Genomic DNA, 18,446 nt, shown 5'->3' with positions numbered 1-18,446 from the left:
CCCATCATGTCCGCTCAACCGTATGTCACTCAGAATGACTATCCTCTGAACGACGATACCACCCTCATGTCCACCACCGATCTCCACAGCCACATGACCCACACCAACGACACTTTCGTGAAAGTGAGTGGCTACCAACTCAATGAACTGCTGGGCCAGCCGCACAACCTGGTGCGCCATCCGGATATGCCGAAAGCGGCCTTTGCCGATATGTGGTACACCCTGAAACAGGGCGAACCCTGGAGCGGGATTGTGAAAAACCGCCGTAAGAATGGCGACCACTACTGGGTGCGCGCAAACGCCGTGCCGATGGTGCGCGGCGGCGAGGTGACGGGCTACATGTCGATTCGTACCCGGGCGACGGCGGAGGAGATCGCGGCGGTGGAGCCGCTCTATCAAGCCCTGAACGAGGGGCGCTGCAGGAAGCGCGTCCATAAAGGGCTGGTGGTGAGTAAGGGCTGGCTCGGGAAATTACCGGCGATGCCGCTGCGCTGGCGGGTGCGTGGCGTGATGGCGGTGCTGTTTGCGGTGCTGGCGGCCACCCTTATTGCGACAAATGCGAGCTGGGCCGCACTGGGCGTGAGCGCCCTGGTGATGCTGCTGGGCACCGTTCTGTTCGAGCAGCAAATCGTCCGTCCGATAGAGAATGTGGCGCGCCAGGCCCTCAAAGTGGCGACCGGCGAGCGCAACAGCGTCGATCATCTGAACCGCAGCGACGAGCTGGGGCTGACCCTGCGTTCGGTCGGACAGCTGGGGCTGATGTGCCGCTGGCTGATCAATGATGTTTCCAGCCAGGTGGTGAGTGTGCGCGATGGTAGCGACCGACTGGCGAAGGGCAATGAAGATCTCAACGATCGCACCCGTCAGACGGTGGCGAATGTGCAGCAGACCGTGAGCACCATGAATCAGATGGCGGCGTCGGTGCAGAGTAACTCTGAAACCGCAGCGGCGGCCGATAAACTCTCAATCGTGGCGAGCGGCGCGGCAGCGGAAGGCGGTCACGCGATGCAGACCGTCGTCAAAACCATGGATGATATTGCCGACAGTACCCAGCGCATTGGCTCCATCACCAAACTTATCAACGACATCGCCTTCCAGACCAATATCCTGGCGCTGAACGCGGCGGTGGAAGCGGCGCGCGCGGGCGAGCAGGGTAAAGGCTTTGCCGTGGTGGCCGGAGAGGTGCGCCATCTGGCAAGCCGCAGCGCCAGCGCCGCGAACGATATTCGTAAGTTGATTGATGCCAGCGCCAGCAAGGTGCGGTCGGGGTCGGATCAGGTTCACGCCGCCGGGCGTACGATGGATGATATTGTCGAGCAGGTGCAAAACGTGACGCGCCTGATTGCCCAGATAAGCCACTCGACATCCGAGCAGGCAACCGGGCTGTCGGACCTGACCCGCGCGGTGGCCGAACTGGACGACATCACGCAGAAAAACGCCGATCTGGTGGAAGAGAGCGCTCGCGTCTCGGCGATGGTGAAGCACCGCGCCGGACGTCTTGAAGATGCGGTGACGGTTCTCCACTGAGTCAGTAAGATTCAGGAACCAGCCCGCTTATTTCGGCACGAATAAGCGGGCTTTTTTTATTAATAAATACGCGGTATTTATTGATGTTAAATTAAATCTAAACATCATTAATTCATGTGGCTTATATATTGTAATAGTGTTGGTGAAATTATTTATTCTATTAATAAAGTTACCGCGCCAATATCCGATAACGCTGAGTATCTAAGAAATAACCACATTAATGGTGTAGCGATGTTCTTGCATAACGTGAAGATCGGGAAAAAATTATTTTTGGGTTTTGGCTTTTTAATGGTGTTGATGGTGCTGAGCGCCAGCCTGTCGCTCGTGGGGTTGAGCCGGGGAAATAATGAGATGAAATCTATTCTCACCCATGATTACCCCGCGACGGTGAAAGCCAATGAATTAATTGATTCATTCCAGGAATTTGTCAGCATCCAGCAACTGATGCTGCTCGACGAAAAAGGCCAATATACCGGGCAGTCGCAGGAGCGCCTGAAAGAGATCAGCGCGCATATCAGCGTCATTTATAAAGAATTGACGAATACTTTGCACGATCCCAAATCCGTACAGATCCTGGCGGAGTTTCGCGACGTACGTCAGCAATATCTGGATTCCCGTTTTCGCATTCTCAAAGCGGTGCAAAACCACGACCGGGAGGGGGCGATTCGGGAGATGATGACCAAAACCGTCGAGGTGCAGCAGACTTACAAAGACAAAGTGCAGGAGCTGATCGCGGTACAAAATACCGAGATGCAGAACGCAGGCGCGCTGGTGGAGGAGGATTCCAGCAGCAACCGCATGTGGATGATGACCCTGACCGCGTTTAGCGTGGTGATCGGCAGTGCGATCGGCTGGTTGATCGTGCGTTCCATTACTCGTCCGCTGGGCGAGGCGGTCTCGTTTGCCAAAGCCATTGCCGACGGCGATCTGACCCGCAATATCACCACTCACAGCCAGGACGAGACCGGGCAACTGCTCTCTGCGCTGATGGAGATGAAAACCCGCCTGCTGGATATTGTGCAGCGGGTACAGTCCGGCTCTGAAAACATCTCCAGCGCGGCGGCGCAAATTGTGGCGGGGAATCAGGATCTGGCGGCGCGCACCGAAGCGCAGGCCAGCTCCGTGGAGCAGACTGCAGCCTCAATGGAGCAGATCACCGTGACGGTGAAAAACACGGCTGCCCATACGGGAGACGCGACGAATTTGTCCGCCGATGCCGCGAGTGCGGTCAAAAATAACGGCGAGATGATGATGCAGGTGACGCAGAAAATGCGCCTGATTAATGACACGACTCATCGCATGTCGGACATCATCAACCTGATCGACACCATTGCCTTCCAGACCAATATTCTGGCACTCAATGCGGCGGTTGAGGCCGCGCGCGCCGGTGAGCACGGACGAGGTTTTGCGGTGGTGGCAGGTGAAGTACGCCAGCTGGCGCAAAAAAGTGCCTCCTCAGCCCGCGAAATCCGCCAGTTGATCGAAAACTCAACCCTCCAGGCGCAGGACGGGATGACGCTGGTGGAAAAAGCCAGCGGGCTGATTAACGGTATGGTCGGGAACGTCGAAGAGATGGATGTGATTTTACAGGAGATTCGTCAGGCCAGCCACGAGCAGACGCAGGGCATCTCGCAGATTAACAGCGCGATTGGCCTGATTGACTCCACCACCCAGCAGAACTCTGCGCTGGTGGAGGAGTCGGTTGCGGCAGCGGCGTCGCTTAACGATCAGGCCATGCACCTGAAAGAGTTAGTCAAAGTGTTCCGCGTGAGCGAGGATGCGCTGGCTTAATCCAGCTGGGAGATATCCAGCGCCGCGCGGTCGATCACGCCGATGATCTGTTTAAGCTGCGCGTCGCTTAACTCTCCCTGATTCACTTTCAGGTCCAGAACCGCTTTGAAGTTATCCAGAGCCCGCTTCATCTGCGGGTTTTTACGCAGCTGGAAGCCGACGCAGCGTGCTGTAATGCGCGCCTGAATGTGCTCCAGATGTTCCTGATTTTCGTCCAGCCACTGCTGCCCGGCTACGGTGATCGCAATCTTTCTGCGCCCGCCTTCCTCTTCCGAAATGGTAATAAATGACTGATCCTGCAGGAAATCGAGGGTCGGGTAGATCACGCCAGGACTGGGGGTGTAATTCCCCTGGGTCATGCTCTCAATCTCTTTGATCAGCTCATAGCCGTGGCTGGCGTTGCGGGTCAGGATCTCCAGAATCACCAGGCGTAATTCGCCGTGGCCGAAGAAGCGCTGACGGCGCCCGCCGCCCCCGCCGTGGTGCTCTCCGCCGCGGCCATGATGATGGTGGCCGCGATCGAAATCGTCGTGTGAATGTCGCATAGGTTTTCTCCTTAATTTGATATATCTAATTTATATCTAAATGTCTCTTTTTAGCAATGCCGTTTGCTGATTATGTTTTAGTTGATTGAAATTAATGGTTTTATTATTTATTCTCATGCTCTGGAATGTGCTGGGTTTGGTATATCAAAAAAAGACTTGCAATCTCCTTTGTTAGCAATCATTATCATTTAAAATTTATTTAGATATATCGTATTCACATCACGAAGGCAGAAAAATGAGATCAACCCGCTACCCACAACGTGTACGCAATGAACTGCGCTTTCGCGAGCTGACCGTGCTCCGCGTTGAGCGTGTCACTGCTGGCTTTCAACGCATCGTCTTAGGCGGCGAGGCGCTGGAGGGCTTCAACTCACAGGGTTTTGACGACCATACCAAAGTCTTTTTCCCGGCTCCGGGCGCAACTTTTGTCCCGCCGGTGGTGACCGACGAAGGCATCGACTGGGGCGACGGTGTGCGCCCGATGGCGCGTGACTACACGCCGCTGTACGACGACGCGCGCCACGAACTGGTGCTCGATTTCTTCGTGCACGATGGCGGTGTCGCAAGCCAGTGGGCGGTGCAGGCGAAAGAGGGCGATAAGCTGACCATCGGCGGCCCGCGCGGATCTCTGGTGGTGCCGGAAGATTATGCGTGGCAGCTGTACGTGTGTGATGAGTCCGGGATGCCTGCGCTGCGTCGTCGACTGGAGGCGATCGCGCAACTGCCGGTTCGCCCGGAGATCCGCGCGGTGGTGACCGTCGGTGAAGAATCTTACAAGGACTATCTGGCGCATCTGAGTGATTTCAACATCACCTGGATTGTCGGGCACAGCGAGCAGGCGGTGGTGGATCGTCTGGCTGAAGTGAGTGTGCCTGCCGAAGATTACTTTATCTGGCTGACTGGGGAAGGGAAGGTGGTCAAAAACCTGAGCCGCCAGTTTGAGACGGACGCGATTGACCCGCAGCTAGTGCGTGCCAGCGCGTACTGGCACGCGAAGTAATCAAGCCACTTCGTCGAGCTGCGCTTCGTTCACCTGATTTTCGAGCGCAGCGCGCACGTCGTGCAGCGCTTTCTCCTGCTGGGCAAAATAGGACTCCATATTGCTCAGCGAGGAGACCAACAGCCACGACTCCTCTTTTTCCAGCTCCGCCAGTTCGTTCACTAATGTGTCGATTTGCTCGCGTACCTGCGCCATCTTTTTGCGAATACGTTCCAGATCGTTCAGGCGATCGCTTGCCATCAGGGGTTCAAAGCCCTGCTGCAGACGCGCCACCAGTGAACGGATAGCTTTCACATCTCCGCGCTGTTTGGCCTGATTGAGCTGCACCATCATGGTGTTGGCTTCTTCTTTCAGATCGTCCGCCACCAGATCCGGATGGCAGAGCTTGCTGGCCTGACGCCAGAGCCGTTTCAGCTCGTTCTGATCCTCTTCCGACAAGTCCTTGCCTTTGCGCAGACGTACTTCGGCATCGTGGTGCTGCTCGCGATATTTCTCATACTCTTCGTTGGCCTCGTCCCGCGCCTGACGCGCCGGCTCTTCTTCGCGCGTTAAGCCCATTTCGAGCTCTTGCGCTTCGGCCAGCAGATTGGCAATCAGATCGCTCTGCTGCTGCAGATGTTTACGCGCGTCGGCAGCCTGCACCGAATCGGCAGGCAGCGCGCGCCAGCGCTGCGTGAGCGTCGTCAGCACTTCAACGGCCTGCGCCATATATTGCTGGCAGCGACGATAATCCTCTTCGCGACGACGCGCCTCCGCCTGCTGACGGCGCAGATTCAGCTCCGCCAGCGTTTTACGCAGTTGAAGGATTTGCGACATCAAAGGGCCGAGGCGGGAGAAATAGAGATCGTTGAACTCATCGAGCTGCTGCACGCGGGCGTTGCGGCGGTCAATCAGATCGCGCAGACGCTCTTCCAGCGCTCGCAGCTCCAGCTTGCTGGCGGCCACCTGCGGATCGCGCCACTGCGTCAGTGAGCGCTGACTCTGCAGCCAGGCGGTGATGGCTTTTATCGCTGCGGTGTAATTTTTATTCTCAAGCGCCGCGACGATCGCCTGTAGCTCATCGTCAAACGCTTCACTTTTCAGCCGTGCCAGCTGGCTGTCGATGATGTCGTCATCTTCCAGTTCAATGGCATTTTTAATAATTTCTAGCCGCTTGATCGGTGTGCTCATGATGCCTTTCGCTTTAGCGCTTAAGTATTTGAGTTAAGGTTAGTTGTGGTAAGAGCTACAGGAAATAATACACACGGATGATGATCGGCGCGACGGGGGATTTCTTTAGTTTTAGATGTTTGTGAGGGGGTTAATGGTTCGGGGGTGTGGTTTATGCAATGCTTCAGGAATGTATCGGAAGCGCTCAAGGGTGTGTGATGTGGTTTCCGGTACCTTGACAATCTCTTTGAATTTCCGATCAATTTCAGGCCATAGCAAACCTTTGTTTACTAAAGGTTAATTTTAAGGATAAGAGTATGCCAACAGTCATTGAGAAAGCATTGGATTTCATTGGTGGTATGGACACTTCCGCGTCAGTGCCGCAGTCGATGGACGAGAGTACAGCGAAGGGAATATTCAAGTATTTGAAAGAGTTGGGTACACCAGCCAGCGCCGCCGACGTGATGGCGCGCGGGGCTCAGGAGGGATGGGATCCCGACTTTACGAAGAAAGTGGCCGGATGGGCCGAGAAAATTAACGCAACCGACCACGTAGTGATCAAGAACCCTGAATACTTTTCTGCGTATATGCAGGAGCAATTGCGGGAGCTCGTGTGAGTTGCCCACGATGCTGATTGGTTAATCCTGGAAATGACTAAGGGCTTACGTTTTGGCGTAAGCCCTTGATGTTTGGTTGAGGGGCTGGACTTGAAACACTGATCTTTGATTATTGTGTTCTAATTTAAAAAAATTATAATGGGTTATGTTTTATTTATATAGTTAGTTTGTTATTTAATAAAATTAACCATTTCTGATCACTGTATATCCATATTTTTACCCATTTCATAAAATGTGATCCAGGTCCTCTTCTCTCCGTTGATAATTCATATGATGAATCATCCGATAATTATTATTTATTGGCATTTTAAACCTAAGGATAACATATCGCATGTCGTATCAAGATTTCGATGATTGCCAATTTATGTTGGCATTAAAACAAAGAGACGATCTAGACCCATTTAAAGAGAATAAAATTGCTGCATTTGGAATGGAGTTATGCTTCAGTATTGATGACCCCATTGCGACTTTGCTACCCGCTGTTACGGGAGGCGGTGGTGATGCCAAAATTGATTTGCTTTTTGTAAGCCGCGATCTTGGTGTGATAGTCGTCTGTCAAGCATATGAGTCGAGCAGATTTAGGAAAAGTGCTTTAGGCAATAAAGGAACTGATTTGGGGCACGCTATGTCAGTTTTGCTGGCAACAGATGAGGCAAAACTTCCGGAGGGAGTTGCTCCTCATATCAAAGATGCAAGGGCTGCTATAAGAGAAGGCACCATTCGTGCGGTTCATGTTTGGTATGTGCATAACTGCCCTGAGAGTCTTCAAATCCAGCAGGACATGGAGCTCTGTGTGGCTGGAATTAAAACTATGTTGGATGCATATGGTGATGTTAGTAAAAACATTGCATTGCAGTTTAAAGAAGTAGGTTTAGAAACATTAGACAGTTTTTATCGTGCATCATCACAGTCGATCGCTGTTACTGATCTATTTGAATTTGGTGAGCCTCGAAAAGGTTTTTTAATGCATGACGCTGATTGGAAAACTTTCATTACGACTGTTAACGGTCAATGGTTGGCCGATCTTTATCGGAAATATGAGAGTAGGGGGTTGTATAATCCAAACGTCCGAGGGTTCATGGGAGCTAACAATAAAGATTCGGACAAGGTTATAAATGCAGGAATACAATCTTCAGCGAAAGAGTCACCACAGGATTTCTTCGTTTTTAATAATGGCATCACAGCCTTAGTACACGATTTTGAATTAGTCGACGATGCACTAATTAAATCAGTTACCGGCATTGGGATTGTGAATGGCGCTCAGACCACTGGTTCGTTAGGGGAGCTAGATCCACGAGAAGATTTGTCTAAAATAGAGGTTGGCGTAAGATTTATCAAGTGTGAAAATAAAGAAACCGTTCGTTCTATTACTAGATTCAATAATAGTCAAAATAAAGTTATTCAATCTGACTTTAGAGCGCATGACACAATTCAGAGTAGGCTTAGAGATGAGTTTAGAACTTTACGGATCGCTGAATATGATGGCGGCTTAAGAGGCCATATTTTCGAGAATAAGAAAAATAAAATTGAATCACATACTGCTGCACAGGCTCTTACTGCATGGCATGGTAGCCCATATGATAGTTATCATAATAAGATGCAGATATGGGAGGATGATAAACATTACAAAATTGCTTTCAATGAAGTCATTTCTGCTCAGCATGTTCTTTTTGTTTATTCACTCAACGAGGCAGCCAATTTACTCAAATCAGAATTGCAAGAGAAGCAGAAACAAGGTCAGATAACGCAGGATGAAAAAGATCTCCTTGGTTTTCTGAATGAGCGAGGAAGTGCTTTCATGACTGTACATGGTATGAGTGGTCTTTTAGAAACATTACTAGAAACTAAAATATTGTCACCATATAAAATTGGATTCAAAAAAACAGTTTCAAAAGATCAGGCATGCGATTTATGGATGAATCTTCTTAAGGTATTTTCGAAACTTGTTGTTCTCTTGCGGCCTGGTACAACAGGGCGATTATCAAATAGCGGTGAAATTCAAAAGGCTCAAAAAGAATTTATAAGATCAGCCGGAACTATTGCTCCATTCATGAAATCAATGACAGGTGGTAACCCATTTGAATTTTTCGTAAAAAAAATAGATAATAAAATATAATTTAGTAAGGGGCGAAAGCCCCTTTATTTTTTAGAATAAATATAATTTAAGTGATATAAATATATCCTCTAGATATTTTCATGTTTAAATGTCCCAAGATAGGCTAACACATAAGAATAACTAATTATAAAATGATGGCAAGACATAACTCAACAATTAAAGTTACAACATGCGTACACTGCAGGACGTTAACGGGAAGTCGTTAAACATCCTACCGGCTTTACTCATTGTGCCAGCAGCGCTAAATCAGACGCAGCACGGGCCATTAACTCTGAGTCCTCTCTATTCGTGATTAATGAGAATGGAGAGCAGAACCAGAACAGCGGAATTAACAAAGTGGTTAAGGACATGACTAAGATAGTGGTAGATCTTCGCCTCAATGAGACCAGTACTAAGTAATGGTATGAGACAGCAGCACAGGGCACAGACACATTAGGGGTAGCCTATCTTTTTGGATTTCATTGACAACATCATTATCGACCTAACTCATTGTTATTTAGTTCTGATTTTTTGATGATGGTGGGTTGTTCATTTTTTTGTTCATAATCCGACGCCCGCCCACCCATCGAGGCAGCCTACTTTTTTTAATTTCACGGGTGTGAAAATTTGATGGGTAGGCAATCTGGCATGTTGGCGCGTGTAGAGATTCCATACCCCTCCCGCTTAATTTATTGAGTGCGATTATTAATATAAGTTATCCATATTAATAATTTATCGAGGTTTCTGTGCTTATAAAAAATTACATTTTGTCAAATTCAGTAGCTGTAAGGTTTGGTTGATTTTTCAACTAAATGGAATTAATGAAGTGGCTATTCCAGCTTATTTATGGCTTAAAGACGACGGCGGCGCGGATATTAAGGGCGGGGTTGATGTAAGGGATCGCGAGGGTAGCATAGAGGTGCTCGGTTTTGGTCACGGTTTGTTCCTGCCGACCGACAACAATACGGGCAAGATCACCGGCACGCGGGTACACAGCGCGCTCAATTTTGAAAAGGAGTTTGATTACTCCAGCCCCTATCTTTACAAGGCCGTAGCCACCGGCCAGACGCTTAAGAGCGCTGAATTTAAGTGGTACAAAATCAACGATGCAGGCCAGGAGGTGGAATACTTCAATATGCTGCTGGAAGGCGTCAAAATCGTTTCTGTATGCCCGCTAATGCACAACTGCAAAAACGAAAGCACTGAGAAACACAATCACCTCGAGGGGATCGCCCTCCGCTACGACAAAATCACCTGGAAGCATTGCGACGGGAATATCATTTTCTCTGACTCATGGAACGAACGATGATCCGGTGTACGTTCAGGCTGAATGGCAACGGCTTATCAAACCTCAGTTGCCCTGGTATTGGTTTCTTCCCCGCGTACTCGGGGAACGAAGGTCAGCATCGTAATAACCCGGCCTCAGTTGCAGTTAAAGGGGCTGGCCCGTTGCCCCCAGGTCAATACTACATAGTGGACAGACCTCGAAGCATTGGCACCCGGGTGAAGGACGTATTTGCCACTAAATACACAGGATCCGATCATTCAATATGGTTTGCGCTATACCGCGTAGATGGAAGCATTGACGACCACACGTTTATTGAAGCGGTAGAACGAGGAAATTTCAGGCTTCACCCAGCAGGCTATGAGGGGATAAGCAACGGGTGTATTACGTTGCCGTCTCCTTCACACTTTTTGATCTTGCGAGATGCCCTCATGAAAACCCCTAAGCTTCTGGTATCTGGCTCACTCTATGCATACGGCACAGTTCAGGTGTATTAATGATGACGCCAGCAAAACAAGCCGGGTTATGGCTCGCACAGTTTTTGTCTTTTTTCATCATTTTTGCGGCGTTCTACCTCCTCTTGCCTGAGGTATATTTATTTGAGCTCTTCAGTAATTCGATAGGATTTATTACGGAGGCTGACTGGAACGATTTGTTTATGTTCACAGCACTAGGCTTGTCAGTGCTCATTAATGCCTTATTAATATTGGTTGTAGGCACGCTAAAGCAGAAACGTGGCGGCAGATGAAAGCTATTCATATTGCTCTGCTGTGGCTGTTGTCTTTCGCTGCTTATGCTGTGGTGGTGATCCTGATGTATGCGCTTGTCCCTGCTGGTGATCTCTTTGCGCTATATGAAAAGATCGCCGGCCCGGTTCCCGGTGCCGAGTGGGATAACATGTACAACAATCTGATAATACTTGGCAGGGCTGCAATAACCTTCCTGCTGGTGTGGCTGGTGGCATTCGTTGCAATGAGACGATCACGCAGATAACTCGCTACGTGACTTCATGGCGTAAGGACGTATTTCATATGAACCGGATTATCCCAATAGCTGCGCTTTTCCTGCTGGCCATGAGTAACGCCATGGCGAAAGACTGTACCCCGGCGGATGCCGAGGCGGCAGATCTTGCCGTGGATAGTCTCAGCAGCTGGCAGGCGGTTAGCGAGAACTACAGCCATTACGGGCAATGCGACGACGGGAGCATAGCTGAGGGTAACTCTGAGGCGGTGATCCGCCTGCTGGTGGACAAGTGGAACACGCTGCCGGCGCTCGATGCGCTGGCGAAAAAAAATCCCGCCTTTGGTGATTGGGTACTTAATCACATCGACACCACGCTAGACAGTGGGGATTTAGAGGCGGTTGCCAGACGTGCTCAGAAAAACTGTCCGGACCACAGCAAACAACTATGTGAAAAAGTTGGGAGCGCGGCAGACCAGGCGCTAGAGGAGCAAAAGGATCCATAAAAATACGGTGATTGGGAATGCCTCAGGGAGTTGCGATGTCACGCCCTGCTAAGTGGTCTTTGCGCCTGCTGGCGTTTCTGGCTATTACTTTCGTGCTGATGCTTTCGGGAATGTTCGATCCGCTGGCCGAAAGTCTGAAATATGCCGTCACGGACCTGATGAATTATATCCCGACGGAGAAGATAGAACCTTACCCCGACCGCGTGGAGGATAACTATTTCACGATGTACATAGTGCTTAACGCGCTGGTTGCCGGTATCGCTATTTTTCTCGGTGAAAAGATTATCAGGTGATTCAGCAAGGCCCGTTTACGGGCCCTTACCCCCTCTGCGAATTCGCAATTTTCCCCTAAGATTTCCTAAGGTTTTAAACTGCGAATTCGCAAATTTAAATCTTAGAAAAAAGTATCGTGAAAGCATTGCTGTGTCTGTCTTTACGCGTGTTTATAAACTGCGAATTCGCAGTTTGTGAGGCTTAGAAATGCCAGGATGAAAACGATGAATCAAACCGCGAAAAATAATGAATCAATAGAGGCATACCGCCAGCGCCTTGCTGATAATGCCGTTAACGGTGAGCTATCCTCTGTTGAGCGCATATAGGCGCGCGCAGAGCTCCTGAATAGCTTTATCTCTGATGAATGGATGCCACCAGCGGATCAGCTTGCATTCCGTGTCCGCGTCTCTCAGCTGGTGGATAGTGTGGTTATTGGCAAGAATCATACGGCCATGCCTGCCCACAGGCAGCTAATTGATCTGGAGGGACAGATTTACACCCCTCTGCGTATGGCCGCTGCAGAAGAGTTTGAGCGCCTCAGGAATGCCAGCCCGGATATGACAGCGAAAGAGTTATTAAAAGCGTTGGCGGGGCCGGAGATTGATGAATTTCAGGCAAGAAACCCGTGAGTGAGGCAGGCGGACGCGCTGGCAGCCCTTATGCGATACTCACCCCGCGCAGATATCCTTATTCAGCTGGTGCGCGACGTAGGGAAAGAGGAATACGCGATCGCTTTCGGCTGGCGTCCTCTTAAATGGCCTTTGCTGGGTAGGTAGGGGGAAATATGGCATTTATCCGGGAAACAGGCACAGGCGCGCGCCGTCGCTATATCGTTAACTATCGGGATGAGGACGCCATGACGGGCCGCCGGAAAAAATTCCGTGTTATCGATGACGCCGCAGAGTTTATGTATCAGCTCGAGGTGTCCGCCCTGGACTGGCGAACAGCTGACAATGCAGAGACAGTGAAGCGCTGGACGCTGCAGAAGCTGGCATGGTTCTGGCTGGGCCACCAGCGCGATCAGCTGAATCGAAATAAAATCCGGGCGACCAGTTATGACCGGTACCGCTACAGCCTGTTAAGCCTGCCAGCAGACCTGCTGGATAAATACCTGAATAAAATTACCTCACGGCAACTGACGGAACGGTTAGATCCTCACGCGTTGAATTATATCGGTGCGGCTTTTTCCTATCTCACCCGCGTCGGGATGATTGCGCACAACCCAGTGAAGAAAACCAAAAAGCAGGCGGACAGACCCTGGATAATTCCCGACGAGGAAACCGTGATCGCCATGCTGGAAAAAGCGGAAAGGCGGGAAAAAATAGCGATCTGGCTGGGGGCGGCGTGTGCCTTGCGTATCAGTGAAGTGCTGGCGCTGACATATCGCGATCTGAGTATCGATGAAATTCAGGTAAACAAACACCTTACAACGCGGGGAATTGCCAGGGGAAGGAAAAGAGGCAAGGGCCGCCCCATTGATATGCCGATCGGCTTGTATGAATGCCTGGATAAAACATTGTTGGGTTCCGATACGCCGGTGATTGCCGGGCGTAGTGGTGAGCGCCTGAGCCTGAATTACAGCACGTCAGGAGTAATGAAACGCCTGCTGAATGAATTCGGCGTTGCCCGGTTCCATGACCTGCGACATTTTGCCGTGTCCAGCCTGGTGAAAAGTGGTGTCGATATTCTGGATGTGTCGGACATGGTGGGGCATTCCAGACCCTCGGTGACACTGAATGTTTACGGCCACCTTTTCCGCGAAAAACCATCATTAAAAAACGCCCTGCGCGGTGGAGTAAGGAGAATATAATAAACTCCTTACTTTCCTGCTGTGATGCGGGTTTACTGGCTTAAATCGACGATTCATCCGTTTTTGGATAATGCCGCATTTTTTCGTGATTTTTTGCGAGTTAAAGAGAAAATGCGGAGAAATGAGGCGCGGCGGACATTGCAGGCCGATCCGGTGCGACATCCCACGCTGCAACCCGCATTCTACCGTTCGAATTCTTACGCGGACTTTTTGCGGGTTCGTGTCCTCCTGATATTTTTCGACTATTGCTCAGAGAAGGTGATTTATGACGGCATTTTCTGGTGAAGAAAGCGCATTCCGATTTAAGGGGATATGGTGAACGGAGGAGGCATTCACCGAGGTGCTGCAGAAGGTGGCCGAAATGCACCGGGCAATGAGTAATCACCGCGCTGCTTTTCATTTTGGCGTCAGTGAGAAAGCGATCAGGATGTTAAGGGCGCGCAGCTCGACAGCCGATAAAGTGATCCGGCACTTCATCGAGCGCGCGAGATTGTGTGCGGATAAACCGGCGCGATACCAGGAGTGCGACTGGTATAGAAACCCACCTTCTGAGCCAGAGGCAAGAAAGATACTGGCCGCAGCCGAAGCGGAAAGGGAAAGGCAGTGGGAGTTGAGGAGGCAGCACCGCAGGCGCGGGGCGGCTGGTGGCGCGTGCCATGCCGAACGAGCGAGGGCGCGAAAGCGTGAACAAATTCAGCAATGCAAACTGTCCGGATTAACGCAGGCGTTAACAGCGGAAAGCCTGGCGTGTTCGGTGCGCACGGTCCGCCGGTACTGGTGAACCGACATTTTAAGGGGTGAACCAACCTCATTTTACTGTTTGTAGGTTCACACAAAGCGAGCACTGGCGCGGCTTGCAGGGCCGTGAACCAACTGAACTGACGTTTTTTCAGTGTCTATATATACGTTATTATTCCTTTTTCACTCCGGCCACCAGCAACACGCCATGCGCACGGCGCTTTAAATGGCGTGCTACCACACAAAGAGGAGCCCACAAAAGCCATGAACATTACGACAAGGCAAAAGGCTGACATTGTGGCCGCGCTTATCGAGAGGGGTAACGCAGAGCTCACGCCTTATCTGTGCCGCGAACTGGAGAGGGTGATCGCTGGGGATGCAGCCCGGCGCGAACGGTTTATCCAGAAAGTTAGATCCCCGGAGTACCACTGGAAAAAACCAGAGCCGAGGCGAAGATAGAGCGCAAAAATTTGGACTGTTCTTGACGGAAAAAAAACACAACACGCTCGCAATCGTTGCCGCTGCTGGCTTTGGTTCAGATTGAATGATTGGGCCGTCAAAAATGCAGTGAGTCAGACCGGTACGCACACCCGGGGGAAGTACGCAGCAAGGTACGCACCCAAAGCGCGCTTTTTTTCTGCGTACTTTGCGCGGTAAAAAATTGGTGATGAAAAAAGGCTGTTTGAGTTTGTGGCAGGAAGTGCGGCGCAATGTATGCCCGGTCACTTAATAACCATTAATCACTATGGTTACTTTTCTGGAATATCCCCGGAAAAATCAGGCTGGTGGGTGACTCCCCGCCAGCCCTTGCGGTGTCTGGTGGCCCCTGCTGGACTTGAACCAGCGACCAAGCGATTATGAGTCGCCTGCTCTAACCACTGAGCTAAGGGGCCGTGGCGGTGAATTATAGAGTAACTCCCTGCCGCAATCCAGACATTCACACCTGCCTGCTGTTTTTATAAACAACGCATTATCAATCCTTTATACTGACCACCTGATATATTCATCGGGGAATGAGATGATCAATGACATTCTGGCACCTGGCCTGCGGGTGGTCTTCTGCGGCATCAATCCTGGCAAGTCCTCTGCACATACGGGGTTTCACTTTGCTCATCCGGGAAACCGCTTCTGGAAGGTGATTCATCAGGCGGGTTTTACCGATAGATTACTGAAGCCTGAAGAGGAAATGCATCTTCTGGATACGCGCTGCGGCATTACCATGCTGGTGGAACGTCCGACGGTGCAGGCGACGGAAGTGAACCTGCACGAGCTGCGCAGCGGCGGGCGGGAGCTGGTGAAGAAGATCGAAGACTATCAGCCCTCGGCGCTGGCGATCCTCGGCAAGCAGGCGTACGAGCAGGCATTTAGCCAGCGCGGGGCGCAGTGGGGCAAACAGAATATCACCATTGGCATGACGCAGGTGTGGGTGCTGCCGAATCCGAGTGGGCTGAACCGAGCGACGCTGGACAAGCTGGTGGAGGCATATCGGGAGCTGGATGAAGCGTTGATGGTGCGGGGGAGATGATCCCGACAGAGGCTGCCGGGATCCGGTATTCCGTTACAGCGAGTCAACCTGGGCAATCATCGACTGACCGAGCGTGCTTTCAATGCGATAGCACAGCGTCTTCATTTTCGAGTCGTACGCGTTAACCACAAGATCGTTCAGCTGTGGGTTCAGATCGTTTTTCACGGACAGGAACAGGCTGTTTTTCTTGTTCAGATCGGCCATCGCGAGGCTGTATTTTTCCCAGGTTTTTGGGTTATAGGCGCGCAGGGCGCTCAATGAGCGGACGCAGGTCTCGTTTGCCGTCAGGGAGCGGCTCTTCACCGCATCGTCGTTAGTCACACCCTGAGTTTCTTGCGCTACCGGTGTTGCAGCAGGAGTCACCAGAGATTTAGGCGCATTTTGCTGTTTATTGACACAACCCGCCAGGGCCACGCATATCATCAGAAGCCATGCTTTTTTCATTTTTTTATCAGTCCCTGCTGGGTAATGGAGAGTGGGGAATACTCTGTTACTTAGGTAAGAATCATCTGAGGGATTGATTATATGATGAAAGATAACAATAGCAACGTGGGTTTATCGCTGTTGCGATGATTTTCACAGGGCAGTTATCGAGAGATAAAAAAAGGCCACAGCAAGCTGTGGCCTTATTCAGAACGATTTGCGATTAATCGTCGAGGAAGCTACGCAGAACTTCAGAGCGGCTTGGGTGGCGCAGTTTGCGCAGAGCCTTCGCTTCGATCTGACGGATACGTTCGCGGGTAACGTCGAACTGTTTACCCACTTCTTCCAGCGTGTGGTCGGTGTTCATATCGATACCGAAACGCATACGCAGGACTTTCGCTTCACGAGCGGTGAGGCCCGCCAGAACGTCGTGGGTCGCAGCACGCAGGCTCTCGGTCGTGGCAGAGTCCAGCGGCAGCTCGAGGGTGGTATCCTCGATGAAATCACCCAAATGCGAATCTTCATCGTCGCCGATTGGCGTTTCCATGGAGATAGGCTCTTTGGCGATTTTCAGCACCTTACGAATCTTATCTTCTGGCATCAGCATGCGCTCGGCCAGCTCTTCTGGCGTCGGCTCGCGGCCCATCTCTTGCAGCATCTGGCGGGAGATACGGTTGAGTTTGTTGATGGTCTCAATCATATGCACCGGGATACGGATGGTGCGCGCCTGATCCGCGATAGAGCGGGTGATTGCCTGACGGATCCACCAGGTAGCATAGGTGGAGAATTTGTAACCACGGCGATATTCAAACTTATCAACCGCTTTCATCAGACCGATGTTACCTTCCTGGATCAGATCCAGGAACTGCAGACCACGGTTGGTGTATTTCTTGGCGATCGAAATAACCAGACGTAAGTTCGCTTCAACCATCTCTTTCTTCGCACGACGGGCTTTCGCTTCGCCGATGGACATGCGACGGTTGATGTCTTTAACCTGCTCGATGGTCAGGCCGGTCTCTTCTTCGATTTGACGCAGTTTCTGCAGGCCGCGCTGAACATCATCAGCCACATCGTGCAGTTTTTCAGACCATGGCTTGTTCATCGCGATAGCCGCGTTGAACCAGGTTTCGCTGGTCTCGTTGCCGGTGAACAGGGTGATGAAGTTCTTTTTCGGCATTTTGCACTGCTCAACACACAGCTTCATGATGATACGTTCTTGAGTACGAACGCGGTCCATCATGACGCGCATGCTGTTTACCAGGTAGTCGAACTGCTTCGGCACCAGGCGGAACTGTTTGAAGACTTCAGACAGTTTCTGAATCTCGGCCTGAGCGGCTGCATGGCTGCGGCCTTTGGCTTTGATGGTGTCACGAGCCAGTTCGTACTGGGTACGCAGCTCGCCAAACTTCTCGCGCGCCAGCTCAGGATCGATGCTGTTGTCATCGTCGCTGCTGTCGTCGTCGTCTTCTTCCTCTTCGTCTTCGTCGTCATCCATCTCTTCCTGAGACAGTTCAGAGCCGACGTGAGTCGCCGTTGGCGCCAGGTCTTCTTCCGCGTTTGGATCGACAAAGCCGGTGATCAGGTCAGAAAGACGCGCTTCTTCGGCTTCGACGCGATCGTACTGCTCGAGCAGATAGGTGATCGCTTCAGGGTATTCGGCAACGGAGCACTGAACCTGGTTGATCCCGTCTTCGATGCGTTTCGCGATGTCGATTTCGCCTTCGCGGGTCAGCAGTTCAACGGTACCCATTTCGCGCATGTACATGCGCACCGGGTCAGTGGTACGGCCGATTTCAGATTCAACGCTGGACAACACCTGTGCAGCGGCTTCTTCTGCATCTTCGTCGGTGTTGTTGGAGTTTTCAGCCAGCAACAGATCATCGGCATCCGGTGCTTCTTCCATCACCTGAATACCCATGTCATTGATCATTTGGATGATGTCTTCGATTTGATCTGAATCGACGATATCTTCCGGCAGATGGTCATTGACCTCGGCATAGGTCAGATAGCCTTGCTCCTTACCACGTTGGACAAGAAGTTTCAGCTGTGACTGCGGGTTTTGCTCCATAAGACGGTATCCACACTTAATTCGTTTAATTGGTGTCGGCGGTGTCGCTGCCAACCTTTGAAGCGAGGGCGTACTTATATTTTTGCCGCTGCCTCTCAGTGCGGCTGCCGGGGGCTTCCCGATCGATATTCGGC

General features: G+C 51.1%; 18 protein-coding genes and 1 tRNA gene. 14 read left to right on the top strand and 5 right to left on the bottom strand.

Annotated elements, in window-relative coordinates:
- The first annotated feature begins 6 nt into the window (after positions 1–6).
- Positions 7–1,527, top strand: a complete 1,521-nt coding sequence (locus U9O48_RS19325) for a PAS domain-containing methyl-accepting chemotaxis protein (RefSeq protein WP_324723024.1) — start codon at positions 7–9, stop codon at positions 1,525–1,527.
- Between the two features lie 231 nt (positions 1,528–1,758).
- On the top strand, positions 1,759–3,318 hold the full coding sequence (locus U9O48_RS19320) for a methyl-accepting chemotaxis protein (RefSeq protein ID WP_285148229.1): 1,560 nt from the start codon (positions 1,759–1,761) through the stop codon (positions 3,316–3,318).
- Here U9O48_RS19320 and U9O48_RS19315 read toward each other — a convergent pair.
- Complete coding sequence (locus U9O48_RS19315) at positions 3,315–3,863, bottom strand: PadR family transcriptional regulator (RefSeq protein WP_324723023.1); 549 nt, start codon at positions 3,861–3,863, stop codon at positions 3,315–3,317. The genes U9O48_RS19320 and U9O48_RS19315 overlap by 4 nt on opposite strands.
- A 235-nt stretch (positions 3,864–4,098) precedes the next feature.
- Between U9O48_RS19315 and U9O48_RS19310 the strand changes: the two genes are divergently transcribed.
- Positions 4,099–4,863, top strand: a complete 765-nt coding sequence (locus U9O48_RS19310; protein WP_324723022.1) for a siderophore-interacting protein — start codon at positions 4,099–4,101, stop codon at positions 4,861–4,863.
- Here the strand turns inward: U9O48_RS19310 and U9O48_RS19305 are convergent, their stop codons facing one another.
- A complete protein-coding gene (locus tag U9O48_RS19305; RefSeq protein ID WP_285145555.1) occupies positions 4,864–6,033 on the bottom strand; it encodes a DNA repair protein in 1,170 nt (389 codons plus the stop codon).
- Between the two features lie 296 nt (positions 6,034–6,329).
- On the opposite strand from U9O48_RS19305, the gene U9O48_RS19300 reads away from it, so the two are divergent.
- The 10 genes from U9O48_RS19300 (at position 6,330) to U9O48_RS19255 (ending at position 13,558) form a co-directional block, all read left to right on the top strand.
- Entirely contained in the window at positions 6,330–6,629 is a 300-nt protein-coding gene (locus tag U9O48_RS19300; protein ID WP_285145554.1) for a DUF1889 family protein, read from the top strand.
- 331 nt (positions 6,630–6,960) lie between these two features.
- Entirely contained in the window at positions 6,961–8,745 is a 1,785-nt protein-coding gene (locus tag U9O48_RS19295; RefSeq protein ID WP_324723021.1) for an AIPR family protein, read from the top strand.
- Between the two features lie 805 nt (positions 8,746–9,550).
- The gene (locus U9O48_RS19290; RefSeq protein WP_229237645.1) at positions 9,551–10,033 is read left to right on the top strand and encodes an Hcp family type VI secretion system effector; all 483 of its coding nucleotides are present in this window, start codon (positions 9,551–9,553) and stop codon (positions 10,031–10,033) included.
- On the top strand, positions 10,030–10,506 hold the full coding sequence (locus tag U9O48_RS19285) for a DUF2778 domain-containing protein (protein WP_285148237.1): 477 nt from the start codon (positions 10,030–10,032) through the stop codon (positions 10,504–10,506). The genes U9O48_RS19290 and U9O48_RS19285 overlap by 4 nt, the downstream gene beginning before the upstream one ends.
- A complete protein-coding gene (locus U9O48_RS19280; RefSeq protein WP_285148238.1) occupies positions 10,506–10,757 on the top strand; it encodes a hypothetical protein in 252 nt (83 codons plus the stop codon). The genes U9O48_RS19285 and U9O48_RS19280 overlap by 1 nt, the downstream gene beginning before the upstream one ends.
- Positions 10,754–11,002: a hypothetical protein gene (locus U9O48_RS19275; protein WP_285148239.1), complete on the top strand. Its 249-nt coding sequence runs from the start codon at positions 10,754–10,756 to the stop codon at positions 11,000–11,002. Before U9O48_RS19280 ends, U9O48_RS19275 begins: the two co-directional genes overlap by 4 nt.
- 38 nt (positions 11,003–11,040) lie before the next feature.
- Positions 11,041–11,475: a hypothetical protein gene (locus U9O48_RS19270; protein WP_285148241.1), complete on the top strand. Its 435-nt coding sequence runs from the start codon at positions 11,041–11,043 to the stop codon at positions 11,473–11,475.
- Between the two features lie 35 nt (positions 11,476–11,510).
- Positions 11,511–11,768 (top strand): hypothetical protein, encoded by a 258-nt coding sequence (locus U9O48_RS19265; protein WP_285148242.1) that lies wholly within the window; start codon positions 11,511–11,513, stop codon positions 11,766–11,768.
- Between the two features lie 405 nt (positions 11,769–12,173).
- Complete coding sequence (locus U9O48_RS19260) at positions 12,174–12,377, top strand: hypothetical protein (RefSeq protein ID WP_285148243.1); 204 nt, start codon at positions 12,174–12,176, stop codon at positions 12,375–12,377.
- A gap of 155 nt (positions 12,378–12,532) precedes the next feature.
- Positions 12,533–13,558, top strand: coding sequence for a tyrosine-type recombinase/integrase (locus tag U9O48_RS19255; protein WP_324723020.1), 1,026 nt, complete (start codon positions 12,533–12,535; stop codon positions 13,556–13,558).
- A 1,555-nt stretch (positions 13,559–15,113) separates the two neighbouring features.
- Here the strand turns inward: U9O48_RS19255 and U9O48_RS19250 are convergent.
- A tRNA-Ile gene (locus U9O48_RS19250) sits at positions 15,114–15,189 on the bottom strand.
- Positions 15,190–15,314: 125 nt separating this feature from the next.
- Here U9O48_RS19250 and mug point away from each other — a divergent pair.
- On the top strand, positions 15,315–15,821 hold the full coding sequence (mug, locus tag U9O48_RS19245) for a G/U mismatch-specific DNA glycosylase (RefSeq protein WP_282494267.1): 507 nt from the start codon (positions 15,315–15,317) through the stop codon (positions 15,819–15,821).
- A 33-nt stretch (positions 15,822–15,854) separates the two neighbouring features.
- Here mug and U9O48_RS19240 read toward each other — a convergent pair whose 3' ends face one another.
- Together U9O48_RS19240 and rpoD are read right to left on the bottom strand one after the other, a co-directional pair.
- Complete coding sequence (locus U9O48_RS19240) at positions 15,855–16,265, bottom strand: hypothetical protein (protein ID WP_285148252.1); 411 nt, start codon at positions 16,263–16,265, stop codon at positions 15,855–15,857.
- A 202-nt stretch (positions 16,266–16,467) separates the two neighbouring features.
- Positions 16,468–18,312: an RNA polymerase sigma factor RpoD gene (gene rpoD, locus U9O48_RS19235; protein WP_282494269.1), complete on the bottom strand. Its 1,845-nt coding sequence runs from the start codon at positions 18,310–18,312 to the stop codon at positions 16,468–16,470.
- Positions 18,313–18,446: the final 134 nt, after the last annotated feature.

Source organism: Lelliottia sp. JS-SCA-14 (genome assembly GCF_035593345.1).
GTDB classification, from domain to species: domain Bacteria; phylum Pseudomonadota; class Gammaproteobacteria; order Enterobacterales; family Enterobacteriaceae; genus Enterobacter; species Enterobacter wanjuensis.
This window is presented reverse-complemented; position numbering and strand designations above follow the sequence as displayed.

Bases quoted from the DNA above. Each gene is read 5' to 3' on its own strand.
- U9O48_RS19325 (WP_324723024.1), top strand. From the start codon at position 7: ATGTCCGCTCAACCGTATGTCACTCAGAATGACTATCCTCTGAACGAC.
- U9O48_RS19320 (WP_285148229.1), top strand. From the start codon at position 1,759: ATGTTCTTGCATAACGTGAAGATCGGGAAAAAATTATTTTTGGGTTTT.
- U9O48_RS19315 (WP_324723023.1), bottom strand. From the start codon at position 3,863: ATGCGACATTCACACGACGATTTCGATCGCGGCCACCATCATCATGGC.
- U9O48_RS19310 (WP_324723022.1), top strand. From the start codon at position 4,099: ATGAGATCAACCCGCTACCCACAACGTGTACGCAATGAACTGCGCTTT.
- U9O48_RS19305 (WP_285145555.1), bottom strand. From the start codon at position 6,033: ATGAGCACACCGATCAAGCGGCTAGAAATTATTAAAAATGCCATTGAA.
- U9O48_RS19300 (WP_285145554.1), top strand. From the start codon at position 6,330: ATGCCAACAGTCATTGAGAAAGCATTGGATTTCATTGGTGGTATGGAC.
- U9O48_RS19295 (WP_324723021.1), top strand. From the start codon at position 6,961: ATGTCGTATCAAGATTTCGATGATTGCCAATTTATGTTGGCATTAAAA.
- U9O48_RS19285 (WP_285148237.1), top strand. From the start codon at position 10,030: ATGATCCGGTGTACGTTCAGGCTGAATGGCAACGGCTTATCAAACCTC.
- U9O48_RS19280 (WP_285148238.1), top strand. From the start codon at position 10,506: ATGATGACGCCAGCAAAACAAGCCGGGTTATGGCTCGCACAGTTTTTG.
- U9O48_RS19275 (WP_285148239.1), top strand. From the start codon at position 10,754: ATGAAAGCTATTCATATTGCTCTGCTGTGGCTGTTGTCTTTCGCTGCT.
- U9O48_RS19270 (WP_285148241.1), top strand. From the start codon at position 11,041: ATGAACCGGATTATCCCAATAGCTGCGCTTTTCCTGCTGGCCATGAGT.
- U9O48_RS19265 (WP_285148242.1), top strand. From the start codon at position 11,511: ATGTCACGCCCTGCTAAGTGGTCTTTGCGCCTGCTGGCGTTTCTGGCT.
- U9O48_RS19255 (WP_324723020.1), top strand. From the start codon at position 12,533: ATGGCATTTATCCGGGAAACAGGCACAGGCGCGCGCCGTCGCTATATC.
- mug (WP_282494267.1), top strand. From the start codon at position 15,315: ATGATCAATGACATTCTGGCACCTGGCCTGCGGGTGGTCTTCTGCGGC.
- U9O48_RS19240 (WP_285148252.1), bottom strand. From the start codon at position 16,265: ATGAAAAAAGCATGGCTTCTGATGATATGCGTGGCCCTGGCGGGTTGT.
- rpoD (WP_282494269.1), bottom strand. From the start codon at position 18,312: ATGGAGCAAAACCCGCAGTCACAGCTGAAACTTCTTGTCCAACGTGGT.